Here is a 15594-nt window from a genome sequence, read left to right as displayed (position 1 = left end):
ACCGCTTACAAAAATTACATGGAAAACGTTCAAAATCATATTAAATTCTCTCGAAAGGATTCCACAAAATTCTTTAGAATCCTTAATAAAAGAGTAAACAGTTACTTTAAGGATAATAACATTAAAAAAACAGGAAACTGGAAACTGCATTTAAAGGCAGTAGTTATGTTTTCTTTGTTTTTAACCCCATACTTTTTAATTCTCACGCTTGATATTTCACAGTGGTGGATGCTGCTCCTTACCGTAGTAATGGGCGCCGGAATGGCAGGAGTAGGAATGAATATTATGCACGATGGTAACCACGGCTCCTATTCATCAAAAAAATGGGTAAATAAATTTATGGGTGGCACAATTTACGTGCTTGCCGGCAATGTTTATAACTGGCAGGTACAACACAATGTTTTACACCATACTTACACCAATATTCACGGCCACGACGAAGATTTAGATGCCGGAAGAATTATTAGGTTTTCTGAACACGCTAAATGGTACAGTTTTCACCGTTTTCAGCATTATTATTCTGTATTTTTATATGGGCTTTTAACTTTCAACTGGGCTTTAACCACAGATTTTAAACAGACTAAAAATTATCTAAAGCGAAAACTTTCTTACGGAAAAATGCCAAATCCGGTAACGCAGTGGAGCATTATCGCGATCACAAAACTTATTTATGTTTCTATTTGGATCGTAATTCCAATGCTTATTTTATCAATTGCCTGGTGGAAAATATTAATAGGCTTTTTCGTAATGCATTATACGGCAGGATTAATTCTTAGTATTGTGTTTCAATTAGCCCACGTGGTTAAAGAAACCGAAATGCCTTTACCAGACGAAACCGGCTCTATGAAAAACACCTGGGCCATTCACCAGCTGTTTACTACGGTTAATTTTTCAACTAAAAACAGAATTGTAAACTGGTTTACCGGCGGATTAAACCACCAGGTAGAACACCATATTTTTCCGAATATTAGTCATATTCATTATACTAACATCGCTAAAATAGTAAAGGAAACTGCTGCAGAATGCAATCTTCCTTACCACGAATATAAAACCACACGCGCAGCAATAATTGCCCATTTTAAACATTTAAAACAAATGGGTGCGAAACCTGCAATTTCGTAAATTTTCTTAAGGGCCTGGTTCTTAAGATTGAGATTAGAAAAGTAAATTCGTATTCCAATGTGAACCTTTTCCGGTCTCACTAAGTGAGTAATTAATTAGTAACCAATTAAAGAATGCAAGAACAATTATCCAACCGAATTAACAACTTAGCAACTTCCCAAACTTTGGCTATGGCTGCAAAAGCGCGTGAACTTAGAGCAGAAGGGAAAGACATTATTGGGTTAAGCCTGGGAGAACCAGATTTTAATACCCCAGATTTTATTAAAGAAGCCGCAATTCAGGCAATTAACGACAATTACAATTCTTATACGCCAGTAGACGGTTATGTGGAATTGAAAGATGCCATAATCAAAAAGTTTAAGCGAGACAACGATCTTACTTACGAGCGTTCTCAAATTGTAGTTTCTACAGGTGCCAAACAATCTTTGGCAAATGTAGCAATGGTTTTATTAAACCCGGGAGATGAAGTTATTTTACCCTGTCCTTACTGGGTGAGCTATGCTGAAATAGTAAAACTTGCTGAAGGTGTACCGGTAGAAGTTCCAACTTCGGTTGAAACCGATTTTAAAATGACTCCCGAGCAACTTGAAGCTGCAATTACTCCAAAAACAAAAATGATTTGGTACAGCTCTCCCTGCAATCCCAGCGGAATGGTTTACAGCAAAGAAGAACTAAGAGGTCTTGCCGATGTGCTTAAAAAATATCCCGATATTGTTATTGTAAGTGATGAAATTTACGAACATATTAATTTTGTAGGGGGGCACGCTTCTATTGCCCAGTTTGAAGATATGTACGATCGTGTAGTTACTGTAAACGGTGTTTCTAAAGCATTTGCAATGACCGGTTGGAGAATTGGTTATATAGGTGCACCCGCGTGGATTGCCCGTGCTACCAATAAAATGCAGGGTCAAATTACCAGTGGTGCTAACTGTATTGCCCAACGCGCAGTAATTACAGCTTTGGAAGCTCCCGTGAGCAAGATTAGCTATATGGTAGACACCTTTAAATCAAGGAGAAAACTTATTATAGATCTTTTAAACGGAATTGAAGGTTTTGTGACTACAGAGCCCGAAGGCGCTTTTTACGTTTTCCCAAATGTTTCTCATTTCTTCGGAAAAACAATTAAAGGTCATAAGATTGAAAATGCTACAGATTTCTCCATGTTTTTACTGGAAGAAGCCCTTGTAGCCACCGTAACCGGAGATGCTTTTGGGAATCCTGATTGTATTAGAATATCTTACGCGGCAAGTGAATCTCAAATTGAAGAAGCAATGAAACGAATTAAATCAGTACTTTCTGAAGCATAATTTCATTTGAAGAACATATTACAATCCTGATGCGGATAAAACCCATCAGGATTTTTTTATTCTGAATCTTTAGAAATTTCAGCTACCTATTTCTCCAGAAGAAAGGAGTTAACAAAATAAGGACGGTAAATAGTTCTAACCTTCCTATTAGCATTAAAAATGCGCACCACCATTTACCAATCGGCGGAAGAATATCAAAATTATTTACCGGGCCAAGTGCGCCAAAAGCAGGGCCAATATTCCCCAGGGAAGAAGCCGCGCCTCCAATAGCTGTTTCAAAATCGAGCCCTAATCCTCCTAAAACTACAGAACCGATAATAAAGGATAGCATATAAAGGATAAAGAAACCAAGTATATTAAAAGTTACTCCTTTTCCAATAGATTTTCCGTTAAATCGCACCGGAAGAATTGCGTTGGGATGTAACGCACGTTTAAATTCAATCCCACCATTTCTTATCATTATTATATGCCTCATTACCTTTACTCCACCGGCGGTAGACCCTGCAGAACCTCCCAAAAAGAACATCCCAAAAAAGAGAATAGTAAGAAATGGTGTCCACATAGTATAATCGGCTGAAACAAAACCGGTGGTGGTTATAATAGCTAAAACCTGAAAAAGCGCATGTCTAAAAGCACTCTCGGCTTCTCCCCAAACCATAGGATGATCTATTTGAGACAGAGCTACATCGGCTTCAAAATAAATAAATGCCGAAGCCACTACTGTAAAAATACCTATAAAATAGAAATACCATTTAAACTCATCGTCATGCAAAACTTTTTGAACCCTGCCTTTAAAACTATAATAGCTTAAAACAAAATTGCTCCCCGCCAAAAACATAAAGAGCATGATGATGTATTGAATAATTGGCCTGTCATTCCAATAGGCCACGCTAATATTTTTGGTTGAAAAGCCCCCGGTAGAAAGTGTGCTTAAAGAATGATTTACAGCATCAAAAAAGCTCATTCCTGCTACTTTTAGCAAAATTGTTTCAGCAACCGTATAGCTCACATAGATTAACCAAAGACGCTTGGCGGTATCGGTAATCCTGGGTTTTAACTTATCGGCACTTGGGCCTGGAGCTTCAGCAGCAAATAGCTGCATCCCTCCTATTCCCAGTAAAGGTAGAATTGCAATGGCTAAAACTATAATTCCCATTCCTCCAATCCAGTGGGTTAAACTTCGCCAGAAAAGAATTCCTTTGGGAATAGATTCAATATCATTTAAAACCGAAGCTCCCGTAGTGGTATAACCAGACATGGTTTCAAAAAAAGCATCGGTAAACGCAGGAATAGATTCGCTTAACACATAGGGTAGCGTTCCGCTTAGAGCCATAAAAATCCAACCAAAGGATACAATTATGTAACCTTCACGTTTTTTTACTTCTTTACGGTGGCCCCGGGTTGTAAACATTAGAAGCACCCCTAGGAAAAGGGTGATAAAAGCGGCTGCCAGAATATGTACTGTTACCCCATCTTCATAAAACCAGCTCACTAAAACTGCCAAAAGCATAAAACCGCCGTTACATAAAAGCAGCAGTCCCATAACGTGCAGGATAATCTGGTGATTAAGTCTTGGCATTAGAGAAAGAGTTTTTCAACCTTTTTAATAGATCTTGGCAAACAACACACTACAATACGGTCTCCCCGGGTAATCGTAAAATCTCCCAGCGCGATAATCCCTTCGCCATCTCTTATAATTCCTCCAATAATTGCCGACCGCGGGAAATCCAGATTCTTAATTTTCTTATTACAAACCTGCGAATTTGGTTTTACAATAAATTCAAGTAGTTCAGCATTCATGTTATTGATCTTGGTCATCGCTACCACTTCCCCTTTTCTAACATATCTAAAAATATTATTGGCGGCAAGAAGCTTTTTATTGATCAAGGTATCAATCCCAATAGAATGACTTAACTGGTAGTAATCCATATTCTCTACCAGAGAGATGGTTTTTTTCACACTCTTAGATTTCGCAACCAGGCAAGACATAATATTGGTTTCAGAATTACCGGTAACGGCGATAAATGCATCCATATCGTGTACATTTTCTTCTTCCAGTAACTCTACGTTTCTACCATCGCCATGAATAATTAGCGCATTGGGAAGTTCATCAGCAAGATCGTAAGCCTTCTCTTTATCGCTCTCTACCAGTTTAACGTGAAAGTTATTTCTGCATAAATCTTTAGCGGTTTTTTTACCAATTTTACTTCCGCCTAAAATCATTACATTTTTAATAGAATGTTTGGTTTTACCGGTAAGTTTATAAAGGTTTTCTACCCCGCGTTTTAGCGTGATAAAATTTACCTGGTCTCCTTCTTTAAATTGTGTATCTCCACGCGGAATAAGCGTATATTGAGTCCCATACCTCTGAATGGCGATAGGCACAAAATTAAGATCTGGAAAAATATTAGCGGCTTCTTTTACCGTTTTGCCTACAAATAGCGCGTTTCGGGACAGGCTAAGACCTATCATGGTTAAAGCGCCATTTTCAAACTCATAGCTATCATTAAATGCTGACTGATTCAGGAGCAAAGCAATTTCTCTTGCTGCAAGGGCTTCAGGAGAAATTAATTCATCTATCCCAAAACTGGTAAAACCAATTTCCTCTTTATTCTCAAGAAATTCGGTATTAGAAATACGGGCTATGGTTCTTTTGGCTCCCAATTGTTTAGCTAAAACACAACAGGTAATATTAGTAGCTTCGCTGGAAGTTACGCTTATAAGCATATCTACATGCTTCACCTGTGCATCTTTTAAAATTGAGATTGAAGTTGCATCTCCTTTTATTGTTCTAATATCTAAATGCGTATCAGCATAAGTGAGATTATCCCGGCTGGTATCAATAAGTGTGATATCCTGGGACTCAAAAGAAAGCAATTTTGCCAAATGAAAGCCGACTTCACCTGCTCCGGCAATAATTATCTTCATATAACAGCTTGAAATTGAAAAGAAGAACAAAGGTACAGTATTTTAGACAAACCAAAAACCAAAGCATCTATCAACAAATTCTAAAAGTTTCAACCTCAATTATTTCATATCGTGTATCTTTGACCCAAAATTGTTATTATGAGTAAAAAGGTTACTCCTTATCAGGATTCCGGTCTTAATAAGAAAAAACAGGTGGAACAGATGTTTGATAAAATATCTGGTAATTACGATGGGCTAAATCGGGTAATCTCTATGGGAACCGATGTAAAATGGCGCAAAAAGGTAATTGCACTGGTTAAAGCCCAGCAACCAAAGGCTGTTTTAGATATTGCTACGGGAACTGGAGACCTTGCCATACAAATGGCAGATATTAATGCTGAAAAAATTGTTGGCCTGGATCTTTCTGAAGGAATGCTGAAAGTAGGCCGAAAGAAAATTGCAGCCAAACAGTTAACCGATAAGATTGAAATGGTACAGGGAGACTCTGAAGCCTTACCTTTTGAAGATAACTCGTTTGATGCAATTACAGTTGCTTTTGGCGTTCGTAATTTTGAAAATTTAGAAAAAGGATTATCTGAAATTCAAAGGGTTCTAAAACCCGGCGGAATTTTCGTAGTTTTGGAGACTTCTGTCCCTACCAGATTTCCGTTCAAACAAGGTTATAAATTATACTCTGGCTATATGTTGCCCCTCATTGGGCGGGTATTTTCTAAAGACCGTGAAGCTTACTCCTATTTAAGTAAAAGTGCCGCTGCATTTCCTTATGGAGAAGCGTTCAACAATATTTTAAAGAAAACGGGGTTTATAAATGTAGAAGATAAACCACAAACTTTTGGGGTTGCAACCATTTATACTGCTTCAAAATAAAACTATGAAGAAACTTTTTGTTATTGCCCTTCTTTTTTGCGTTCAATTTGGTTACGCGCAAATTTTTGGAGGAGATAAAATTATAAACAACGAGAACTTTGATAAGCAACGTTGGTCCTGGGGCTACTACCTGGGATTTAATACCTACGATTTTAAATTTAAATATAATGATGAAATAACCTCTAATGGTAATGATCTTATTATAGAAAAAACCATGGGGTTCAATGTTGGGCTCGTTGGTAATTTAAAATTGAATAATAACCTGGATTTACGCCTGGAACCTGGCGTTACATTTAACACCCGTAACTTCAGGCCTCCATATAGCCAGGATATAGAAGAGGTTAACTCTACTTATGTCCATATCCCATTACTATTAAAGTTTTCGGCCGATAGGCATAATAACTTCAAGCCTTTTGTAGTAGGAGGTTTATCTACTTCTATAAACCTTTCCAGTAATGAGAATAATCCAGATGTGGCTACGCGATTAAAAACCAACAATTATCATTATGAAGTGGGACTGGGAATAGACCTTTATCTTTATTATTTTAAATTCTCCCCCTCAATAAGAGGAGTTTTCACAATAAATAATGAAATGGTAGAAACCCAGTATCAGGTGGTTGATGCAATGCGCTCCCAGGCTGTATTCCTCAACTTTACCTTTCAATAAAACAGCTACATTAATTTGTAAAACTTTTTCGCTTAAATTCACTTAGTAGAATTGCAGTTGCGGTCGCCACGTTTAAGCTTTCAGTAACTTTAAGCTCACCAAATCGCGGGATACTTATTTTTCTTTGAATTAATTCTTCAATTTCAGCTGAAATCCCATTGGCTTCATTTCCCATAACCAGGATTGCTTTTTCTACGGTTTCGCTTTTATAAATATTATCCCCTTCCATAAACGCCCCATAAACCGGTAGTTCAGAATTTGTAAGAAAACTTTTTAAATCGCAATAAATAATATTCACCCTCGCCAAAGATCCCATTGTAGCCTGTACTACTTTAGGATTATAACAATCTACAGAATCCTGGGAACAAACCAAATTGTTTATCCCAAACCAATCGCAAAGCCTTATGACGGTCCCTAAATTGCCGGGATCGCGAATACCATCTAAAGCAAGAGTTAGGTTTTCTTCGGGAACGATTTTTTCTTCCGGAATTTCAAATAAAGCCAATGCAGTTTGCGGGGTTTTTAAAAAACTTATTTTTTTAAGTTCCCGCTCCTCAATTTTCTGAATTTCCTCAGGTTTCAGTCCAAAATCTGCATTTAAAGTAAAGAGCCGGTTCAGCCTAAAATTAGAATTTATAAGCTCACTAATTGTTTTAAAACCTTCGGCTACAAAAAGTCCGTGTTTATAACGGTATTTTTTTTGTGCAAGACTGGTTATTAACTTAATTTGGCTTTTACTAACCATACAAAAAATGTAATTTTGATCTCTTAAAAATGTGTGTTTGAATCGGCATTTCGCAAAAATATCATTATTTTTTTTAAGCCTGCTTTTTTTAATTTCCTGTAATGCCGTTAAACGCGTAGAGGGTGATGATAAATTGCTCACTGAGAATGAAATTTTCGTTAACAACGAAAAGATCAAAGAGACACGTATTTACAATCAACTTTACCAGGAACCCAACACCAGTTTCCTGGGAATTCCGCTAAGACTACATTTTTACAATCTCGCCCGGCCAGATATTGATTCTATTTTAAGTGAAAAATACCTTCAAAATGAAAGCAAAAAAAATACGCTGGTAGATATTCTTTCCTATAAACAGTTTGAGAAATTTCTGCACTCCCGAAAATCTTTTAACGAGTGGATAAAAAGAACCGGGGAAGAACCTGTTATTGTAAGTGAAGAAGAAACCCGGAAATCGGTTAACCGGCTCAACTCCTGGTATTGGAACAATGGTTGGTTTAATGTAGAAACCGATTATGAAATAATTCCTTCGGAAAATAAAAAAAAACGCGCCCGTGTTGAATATGAAGTAACTACCGGAGAGGCCTATCACTTAGACTCCATTACCACAAATATTGCATCTAAAGTTATCGATTCTTTATACGAGCTTCATAAAAACGAATCCATAATTAAAGAAGGAACACAATATAAAACCTTAGATATAAATGAAGAACGAGACCGCTTAACTTCACTTTTTAGAAACAACGGGGTTTATAATTTTGACCAGGAATATATAAGTTTTGATGCCGATACAATTAATACCGGTGGAAAAGTTAATACTACTTTAATTATAAAAAACCGATTTGCCTCAGAGGAAGACACCACATCCCGGGTGCCTTTTAAAATTCACGAAATTAGCAAGGTTAATATTTTTACCGATTATAAATACGCCAATAGAAATCAGCCTTTAACCGATAGTGTCACCACCGAGGAAGGATATACCCTTTATAGTTTTGACAAATTGCGTTATAAACCCGAAGCAATAACCGATGCTGTTTTTATTAAACCTGGAAACACCTATAGCGATATTTCCCGTTCCCGAACTTACAATCGATTAAATTCTTTGCGGGTTTTTAAATATCCCAATGTACAATTTACACCAGATCCTGCCGATTCTACCCGCACCGATTTGGTTGCCAATATTTTTCTAACTCCGCAGCCAAAATATTCCCTCGGTTTCGATTTTGATATTTCCCAAAGTAATATTCAAAAATTTGGTATTGGCGGCGGTGGCTCCCTCTTAATAAGAAATATATTTGGCGGTGCCGAGAATTTTGAAATTTCTGGACGTGGAAGTATAGGTTCGTCTACAGATGCTGCAATAAGCGGAAATGACGATCACTTTTTTGATATTTCAGAAATTGGTGCCGATCTTAAACTCACTTTTCCCAGGATTTTCCTACCAATTAATACCGAAAAATTTATTCCTAAGTATATGCAGCCCTTTACTTCACTAAGTTTAGGAGTAAGTACACAAAACAATATTGGTTTAGATAAAAGAAATCTTTCGGGAATTATGAATTACCGGTGGAACCCTTCTCACCAGCTTTCTAACCGTGTAGATCTTTTAAACATTCAATATGTAAGAAATTTGAATATTGATAATTATTTCAATGTTTACCGAAATTCATACAACGATCTTAACGAGATACTCCAGTCTGGTAGTATCGTTACAAATCCGGACTATTTAAATGAAGAAGGCTTGTTAAGCATCCCTACCGGCGCCGAGAGTTTTATTCGTGATGTTTCTAATAACACGGGAGGCACTACTGGTTTGAATGAGGATCAAGCTCAGTTAGTAAATAATATAGGTGAAAGAAAAACTCGTTTAACAGAGAACAACCTCATATTTGCGTCTAATTACACCTATTTATGGAACACAAAAAAGAATCTCTACGACCAGGAATTTACCCGCTTTAGGTTTAAAATTGAAACCGCAGGGAATGTACTTTCCGCAGTTTCTTCTTTAGCCGGTTTTGAGAAAAACCAGAATGGAAATTATGATGTATTAGGTGTAAACTTCTCTCAGTATATTAAAACCGAACTCGATTTTATAAAGCATTGGGATATGGGGCAGAGTAATATTCTGGCCTTTCGGGCTTTTGGCGGGGTGGCCATACCATATGGCAACGCCAATAGCATCCCTTTTGTAAGAAGTTTTTTTGGCGGCGGCCCCAACGATAATAGGGCGTGGCGTGCTTACGATCTTGGCCCCGGCAGTAGCGGTGGCCGTAACGAATTTAATGAAGCCAATATGAAATTGGCTTTTAATATGGAATATCGCTATAACCTTTTTGGTTCCTTAAATTCGGCTGTTTTTGTTGATGTAGGTAATATCTGGAATGTACTGGATATCGTTGAAGATGAAGATGCTACTTTTGAATCGCTTTCCGATCTTAAGAATATTGCAGTAGGCTCCGGTTTCGGACTTAGATACGATTTTAACTTTTTTGTTCTCAGGTTTGATATTGGCTTTAAAACCTACGACCCAGCCCAGCCAGACGATAAACGCTGGTTTAGAAATTACAACTTTAATAATGCTGTATACAATGTAGGGATCAATTATCCTTTCTAAGCCAACATATTTTCTTATTTTTGCTTTTCTAATTCAACTAAAATTATGAGTCACAACATTAAACCAGGCGTAGCCACAGGAAAAGAAGTACAGGAAATCTTTAATTATGCTAAGGAAAAGGGATTTGCCCTTCCGGCAGTAAACGTTATAGGTTCCAGTAGTGCAAATGCAGTAATGGAAACCGCCGCAGAACTAAATTCACCCGTAATTATTCAATTCTCTAATGGAGGTGCCCAGTTTAACGCTGGAAAAGGACTTTCTAACGATGGTGAAAAAGCCGCTGTTGCAGGGGCCGTTGCAGGTGCAAAGCATATTCACGAACTTGCTGAAGCCTACGGTGCTGTAGTAATTCTACATACAGACCATTGTGCAAAAAAATTGCTTCCCTGGATAGACGGAATGCTTGACGCCAGTGAAAAACATTTTGAGCAATTTGGGAAACCTCTTTATAGCTCGCATATGATAGATCTTTCTGAAGAATCTCTTGAAGAAAACATTGAAATCTGCAAGAAGTATCTTGAAAGAATGAGCAAAATGGGCATGACCCTTGAAATTGAACTTGGGGTTACAGGTGGTGAAGAAGATGGTGTAGATAATACCGATATTGATTCTTCTAAACTATATACCCAACCAGAAGAAGTTGCTTACGCTTACGAAGAATTAAGCAAAGTTAGTGACCAGTTCACTATCGCTGCCGCTTTTGGTAACGTACACGGAGTTTATAAGCCAGGTAACGTAAAACTTACCCCGGTAATTCTTAAAAACTCTCAGGAACACATTACTAAAAAATACGGTGTAGAAGAAAATCATATAGATTTTGTATTCCACGGAGGTAGTGGTTCTACTGTTGAAGAAATTCGCGAAGGAATTAGCTACGGAGTAATTAAGATGAATATCGACACCGATCTTCAATACGCTTACCTTGAAGGTATTCGTGATTACATGGGTGAAAAGAAAGATTACCTTGCTGCGCAAATTGGTAATCCTGAAGGAAGCGATGTACCTAACAAGAAATATTACGATCCAAGAAAATGGTTACGTGAAGGAGAAATTACTTTCAAAAGCCGACTTAAAAAGGCTTTTGAAGATCTTAACAACGTAAATACTTTATAAATCTAATTTTATAACAGCTGGAATTTTTTTAGAATTCCGGCTGTTTTTATTTTAAGTAAAACTTTCGGTTTATCCCTATATAAATAAACTGAAACCTGAAACCTGAAAATAAATGGCTTGGTTTAAAAGAACACAAAAAGGAATTCAAACCCCAACAGAACACAAGAAAGATGTTCCAAAGGGACTTTGGTACAAATCACCAACCGGCAAGATTGTAGATGCAGAGCAGCTGGAAAGCAATTTTTATGTGAGTCCGGAAGATGGCTATCACGTAAGAATTGGAAGTAAAGAATATTTCAAAATCCTTTTTGATGATAATGAATTCAAAGAATTGGATAAAGATATTACATCTAAAGATCCTTTGAATTTTAAGGATACCAAAAAATACACCGATCGTTTAAAAGCAGCCCAGGAAAAAACCGATCTTAAAGACGCAGTACGTACTGCAGTTGGAAAATCTAAAGGAAGAGAATTGGTAATTGCCTGTATGGATTTTAGATTTATTGGTGGTTCAATGGGATCTGTAGTAGGTGAAAAAATTGCCCGTGCTGCAGATTATGCGTTAAAAAACCAACTCCCTTTAATGGTGATTTCTAAATCTGGTGGGGCAAGAATGCAGGAAGCAGCTTTATCTTTAATGCAGTTGGCAAAAACTTCGGTTAAATTAGCCCAGCTTGCCGAGGCACGTCTTCCTTATATTTCTTTAGCCACAGATCCTACAACTGGAGGTACCACGGCTTCTTTTGCAATGTTAGGTGATATTAATATTTCTGAACCCGGCGCGTTAATTGGATTTGCAGGGCCTCGTGTAGTAAAAGACACTACCGGGAAAGACCTGCCAAAAGATTTTCAAACTTCAGAATTTCTTAAGGAAAAAGGCTTTTTAGATTTCATTACCCACCGGTCTGAGCTTAAGAATAAAGTAAACCTCTATTTGGATCTTATTCAAAATCAACCGGTAAGAGCTTAAAATAAAATAGAAAAAGATATTCTATAAATAGGTAATTATTTAGAAAGTAGTATCTTTGCCGCCTGACGGAAAAACTGTCAATACATAAAAATCATTAAAATTAATATTGGAATGTATTTAGCCAAAGAAAGAAAAGAAGAAATTTTTGAGAAGCACGGAAAAAGCAAAACCGACACTGGTTCTGCTGAAGGACAAATTGCTTTGTTCACCTACCGAATCTCTCACCTTTCTGATCACTTAAAAAAGAATCGTAAAGACTATAACTCAGAGCGTTCTTTGGTAAGACTGGTTGGTAAAAGAAGGAGCTTGCTTGATTACTTAATGAAGAAAGATATTATGAGATATCGTGCTATCGTTAAAGAATTAGGATTAAGAAAATAAATTTCAAAAGGGGGCTTTACGCCCCCTTTTTTTTATATAATAGTAATTTGTAAATTACTTGGGGCGAATTCTATTAAATTAAATAGAAACAAGCCCTGAAATATTTTAAAACTCGATTATCGAGTAAAATTGTCGCTCAACGAGAGTAGTTTTTCATTGGTCTACACAACACACAACAACACAACTTCCGGCCGTCCGGTATTGGCGGAGACCATTGTATAACAAGATCTGGTGAAGTTATTCAGATCATTAGAAGAATTCAAAATTATTATGATTCCACAAACATTTAAAGAGGTTATCGATTTAGGAGATGGAAGAGAAATCTCTATCGAAACCGGAAAATTAGCAAAACAGGCCCACGGGTCGGTTGTTGTTCAAATGGGCAACGCCATGTTGCTTTGTACTGTAGTATCTTCTTACAAAGAAAGTACTATGGATTTCTTTCCATTAACTGTAGATTACAGGGAAAAATTTGCTGCCGCAGGTCGTTACCCAGGCGGTTTCTTTAAAAGAGAAGCAAGACCAAGTGACGGTGAAGTTTTAACAATGAGAATTGTAGACCGCGTTTTGCGTCCACTTTTCCCATCAGATTATAGAACTGAGACTCAGGTAATGATCCAGTTGATGTCTCACGACGAAGAAGTTATGCCAGATGCTTTGGCAGGACTTGCTGCTTCGGCCGCTATTCAGCTTTCAGACATTCCTTTTGAAACCGCTATTTCTGAAGCTCGTGTAGCCAGGATTAATGGTGAATTTGTGATTAACCCAAGCCGCAGCCAGTTACTGGAATCAGACATCGATATGATTATTGGTGCTTCTTCAGATTCTGTAATGATGGTTGAAGGTGAGATGAAAGAAATTTCAGAAGAAGAAATGGCTGAGGCTATTCAATTCGCTCACGAACACATTAAAAAACAAATAGACGCTCAATTGCGTTTAGCTGAAGCTTTTGGTAAAAAACCGGTTAGGGAATATGCCACTGCTGAAGAAAAAGAAGATATAGAGAAAAAAGTTCGCGATGCGGCTTACGATAAAATTTACGAGATTGCTAAAGGTGGTCACGGTAAAAAAGAACGTAGCGAAGCTTTTTCTGCAGTAAAAGACGAAGTTTTAGCTTTATTTTCTGAAGAAGAATTGGAAGAAAATGAAAAGCTGATCAAAAAATATTATAGCAAAACCGAAAAGGAAGCGGTAAGAGAACTTACTCTTGCTGAAGGTATTCGTCTTGATGGTAGAAAAACCGACGAGATTAGACCTATCTGGTGTGAAACCGATTATTTACCATCGGTACACGGTTCGGCTATTTTCACTCGTGGGGAAACTCAGGCTTTGGCAACTGTTACTTTGGGAACTTCCAGAGAAGCAAATACTATAGATATGCCAACCCACCAGGGTGAAGAAACTTTCTACCTGCATTATAACTTCCCTCCGTTTTGTACAGGAGAAGCATACCCAATTAGAGGTACTTCAAGACGTGAAATTGGACACGGAAACCTTGCACAACGTGCATTAAAAGGAATGATTCCTGAAAACAATCCTTACACTGTAAGAATTGTTTCTGAAGTATTGGAATCTAACGGCTCGTCTTCTATGGCAACGGTTTGCGCCGGAACTATGGCAATGATGGATGCCGGGGTTAAAATGAAGAAACCAGTTTCTGGTATCGCTATGGGATTAATTTCTGATGGTGAGCGTCACGCTGTACTTTCAGACATTCTTGGGGATGAAGATCACCTTGGTGATATGGACTTTAAAGTAACGGGAACGGCTGATGGTATTACCGCTTGCCAAATGGATATTAAAGTAAAAGGATTGCCTTACGAGATTTTAGTAAAAGCACTAAAACAAGCTCGTGCAGGTAGACTTCATATTTTAGAAAAACTGACTGATACTATCGCTGAGCCAAACGAAAATGTAAAAGCTCACGCTCCAAAAATCATCACCAGAAGAATTCCTAACGAATTTATTGGTGCACTTATTGGACCTGGAGGAAAAGTAATTCAGGAACTTCAGAAAACTACAGGAACTGAAATCGTTATCAACGAAGATCCTGTCACCGAAGAAGGTATTGTTGAAATTCTTGGAACTAAACAGGAAGGAATCGATAAAGTTCTTGCTAAAATTGAATCTATCACTTTCAAACCTGAGAAGGGAAGTGTTTACGAAGTAAAAGTAATCAAGGTCCTTGATTTTGGAGCTGTGGTAGAATATCTTGATGCTCCCGGCAACGAGGTTTTACTTCATATTTCTGAACTGGCCTGGGAACGCACCGATAATGTTACCGATATTCTTAATGTTGGTGATGTAATTGATGTGAAATATTTTGGTGTAGATCCTAAAACCCGTAAGGAGAAAGTTTCAAGAAAAGCTTTACTTGAAAAACCTGAAGGTTACCAGGCAAGACCACCTAGAGATAACGATCGTAACGACAGAGGTCGTGACAATCGCGGTTCTCGAGATAATCGTGGCCATGATGATCGCAGAGGCAGAGATAATAAAGATCGTAGAAATAACGATTAATTAGTCTTAAGCTTTATAAATTCAAATCCCCGGAAAGTAATTTTCGGGGATTTTTTTATGCCGTTTATTAGGAGTCTTTTTAATCGTCAAGCTGAACTGGTTTCAGCTTCTAACCTGATATTAAGTTAGATCTCCGAATAAATTTCGGAGCAAGCTCTGAAACGATCCCGAAGCTTCGGAATAGAATGACGAAAAAGGATATTTTTGAAATTCATATTTTAAATATTTCTACAATTTTTTATGCGTTAGAGATTGTAGCGGAAAGCCCACAACGAGTGGAACGAGCGCGGGCTTGCAGCTTAAAGCCCGACCCGCAGGGTAACGCCCAAATAAAATTAATTAAGGTTTTTTGTAACATTTCGA

General features: G+C 37.5%; 12 protein-coding genes. 9 read left to right on the top strand and 3 right to left on the bottom strand.

The annotated features are described in order from the left end of the window. Positions 1–18 precede the first annotated feature (18 nt). Positions 19–1122, top strand: a complete 1104-nt coding sequence (locus tag B4F31_RS09675; RefSeq protein WP_286761216.1) for a fatty acid desaturase family protein — start codon at positions 19–21, stop codon at positions 1120–1122. A 113-nt stretch (positions 1123–1235) separates the two neighbouring features. After that, positions 1236–2429 carry a pyridoxal phosphate-dependent aminotransferase gene (locus tag B4F31_RS09670; RefSeq protein WP_286761215.1) on the top strand — a complete coding sequence of 398 codons (1194 nt, stop codon included), beginning with the start codon at positions 1236–1238 and terminating at the stop codon, positions 2427–2429. Positions 2430–2511: 82 nt separating this feature from the next. Here the strand turns inward: B4F31_RS09670 and B4F31_RS09665 are convergent, their stop codons facing one another. Both B4F31_RS09665 and trkA read right to left on the bottom strand, forming a co-directional pair. Continuing rightward, positions 2512–4008, bottom strand: a complete 1497-nt coding sequence (locus B4F31_RS09665; RefSeq protein WP_093304036.1) for a TrkH family potassium uptake protein — start codon at positions 4006–4008, stop codon at positions 2512–2514. Beyond that, on the bottom strand, positions 4008–5357 hold the full coding sequence (trkA, locus tag B4F31_RS09660; protein ID WP_075324672.1) for a Trk system potassium transporter TrkA: 1350 nt from the start codon (positions 5355–5357) through the stop codon (positions 4008–4010). The genes B4F31_RS09665 and trkA overlap by 1 nt, the downstream gene beginning before the upstream one ends. Positions 5358–5495: 138 nt before the next feature. Here trkA and ubiE point away from each other — a divergent pair, with 138 nt between their 5' ends. Together ubiE and B4F31_RS09650 are read left to right on the top strand one after the other, a co-directional pair. Beyond that, the gene (ubiE, locus tag B4F31_RS09655; RefSeq protein ID WP_075324673.1) at positions 5496–6224 is read left to right on the top strand and encodes a bifunctional demethylmenaquinone methyltransferase/2-methoxy-6-polyprenyl-1,4-benzoquinol methylase UbiE; all 729 of its coding nucleotides are present in this window, start codon (positions 5496–5498) and stop codon (positions 6222–6224) included. Between the two features lie 4 nt (positions 6225–6228). After that, the gene (locus tag B4F31_RS09650) at positions 6229–6891 is read left to right on the top strand and encodes a porin family protein (protein ID WP_075324674.1); all 663 of its coding nucleotides are present in this window, start codon (positions 6229–6231) and stop codon (positions 6889–6891) included. A gap of 10 nt (positions 6892–6901) precedes the next feature. On the opposite strand, the gene B4F31_RS09645 is transcribed toward B4F31_RS09650, so the two are convergent. Continuing rightward, positions 6902–7636 carry a TrmH family RNA methyltransferase gene (locus B4F31_RS09645; RefSeq protein ID WP_286761214.1) on the bottom strand — a complete coding sequence of 245 codons (735 nt, stop codon included), beginning with the start codon at positions 7634–7636 and terminating at the stop codon, positions 6902–6904. 37 nt (positions 7637–7673) lie between these two features. Here B4F31_RS09645 and B4F31_RS09640 point away from each other — a divergent pair, with 37 nt between their 5' ends. The 5 genes from B4F31_RS09640 to B4F31_RS09620 all read left to right on the top strand — a co-directional run bounded on the left by B4F31_RS09640 (position 7674) and on the right by B4F31_RS09620 (position 15231). After that, the gene (locus tag B4F31_RS09640; protein WP_286761213.1) at positions 7674–10247 is read left to right on the top strand and encodes a BamA/TamA family outer membrane protein; all 2574 of its coding nucleotides are present in this window, start codon (positions 7674–7676) and stop codon (positions 10245–10247) included. 45 nt (positions 10248–10292) lie between these two features. Then, positions 10293–11360: a class II fructose-bisphosphate aldolase gene (fbaA, locus tag B4F31_RS09635; protein WP_286761212.1), complete on the top strand. Its 1068-nt coding sequence runs from the start codon at positions 10293–10295 to the stop codon at positions 11358–11360. A gap of 112 nt (positions 11361–11472) precedes the next feature. Next, on the top strand, positions 11473–12330 hold the full coding sequence (gene accD / locus B4F31_RS09630) for an acetyl-CoA carboxylase, carboxyltransferase subunit beta (RefSeq protein ID WP_075324678.1): 858 nt from the start codon (positions 11473–11475) through the stop codon (positions 12328–12330). Between the two features lie 111 nt (positions 12331–12441). Then, positions 12442–12711, top strand: coding sequence for a 30S ribosomal protein S15 (gene rpsO / locus B4F31_RS09625; protein ID WP_057480454.1), 270 nt, complete (start codon positions 12442–12444; stop codon positions 12709–12711). A gap of 270 nt (positions 12712–12981) precedes the next feature. Beyond that, the gene (locus B4F31_RS09620) at positions 12982–15231 is read left to right on the top strand and encodes a polyribonucleotide nucleotidyltransferase (protein ID WP_075324679.1); all 2250 of its coding nucleotides are present in this window, start codon (positions 12982–12984) and stop codon (positions 15229–15231) included. Positions 15232–15594 lie beyond the last annotated feature (363 nt).

This window comes from Salegentibacter sp. UBA1130 (assembly GCF_002311535.1).
Classification (GTDB): Bacteria; Bacteroidota; Bacteroidia; order Flavobacteriales; family Flavobacteriaceae; genus Salegentibacter; species Salegentibacter agarivorans.
Note: the sequence above shows the minus strand (reverse complement) of the source record. Positions and strands in the feature narration are given on the sequence as shown.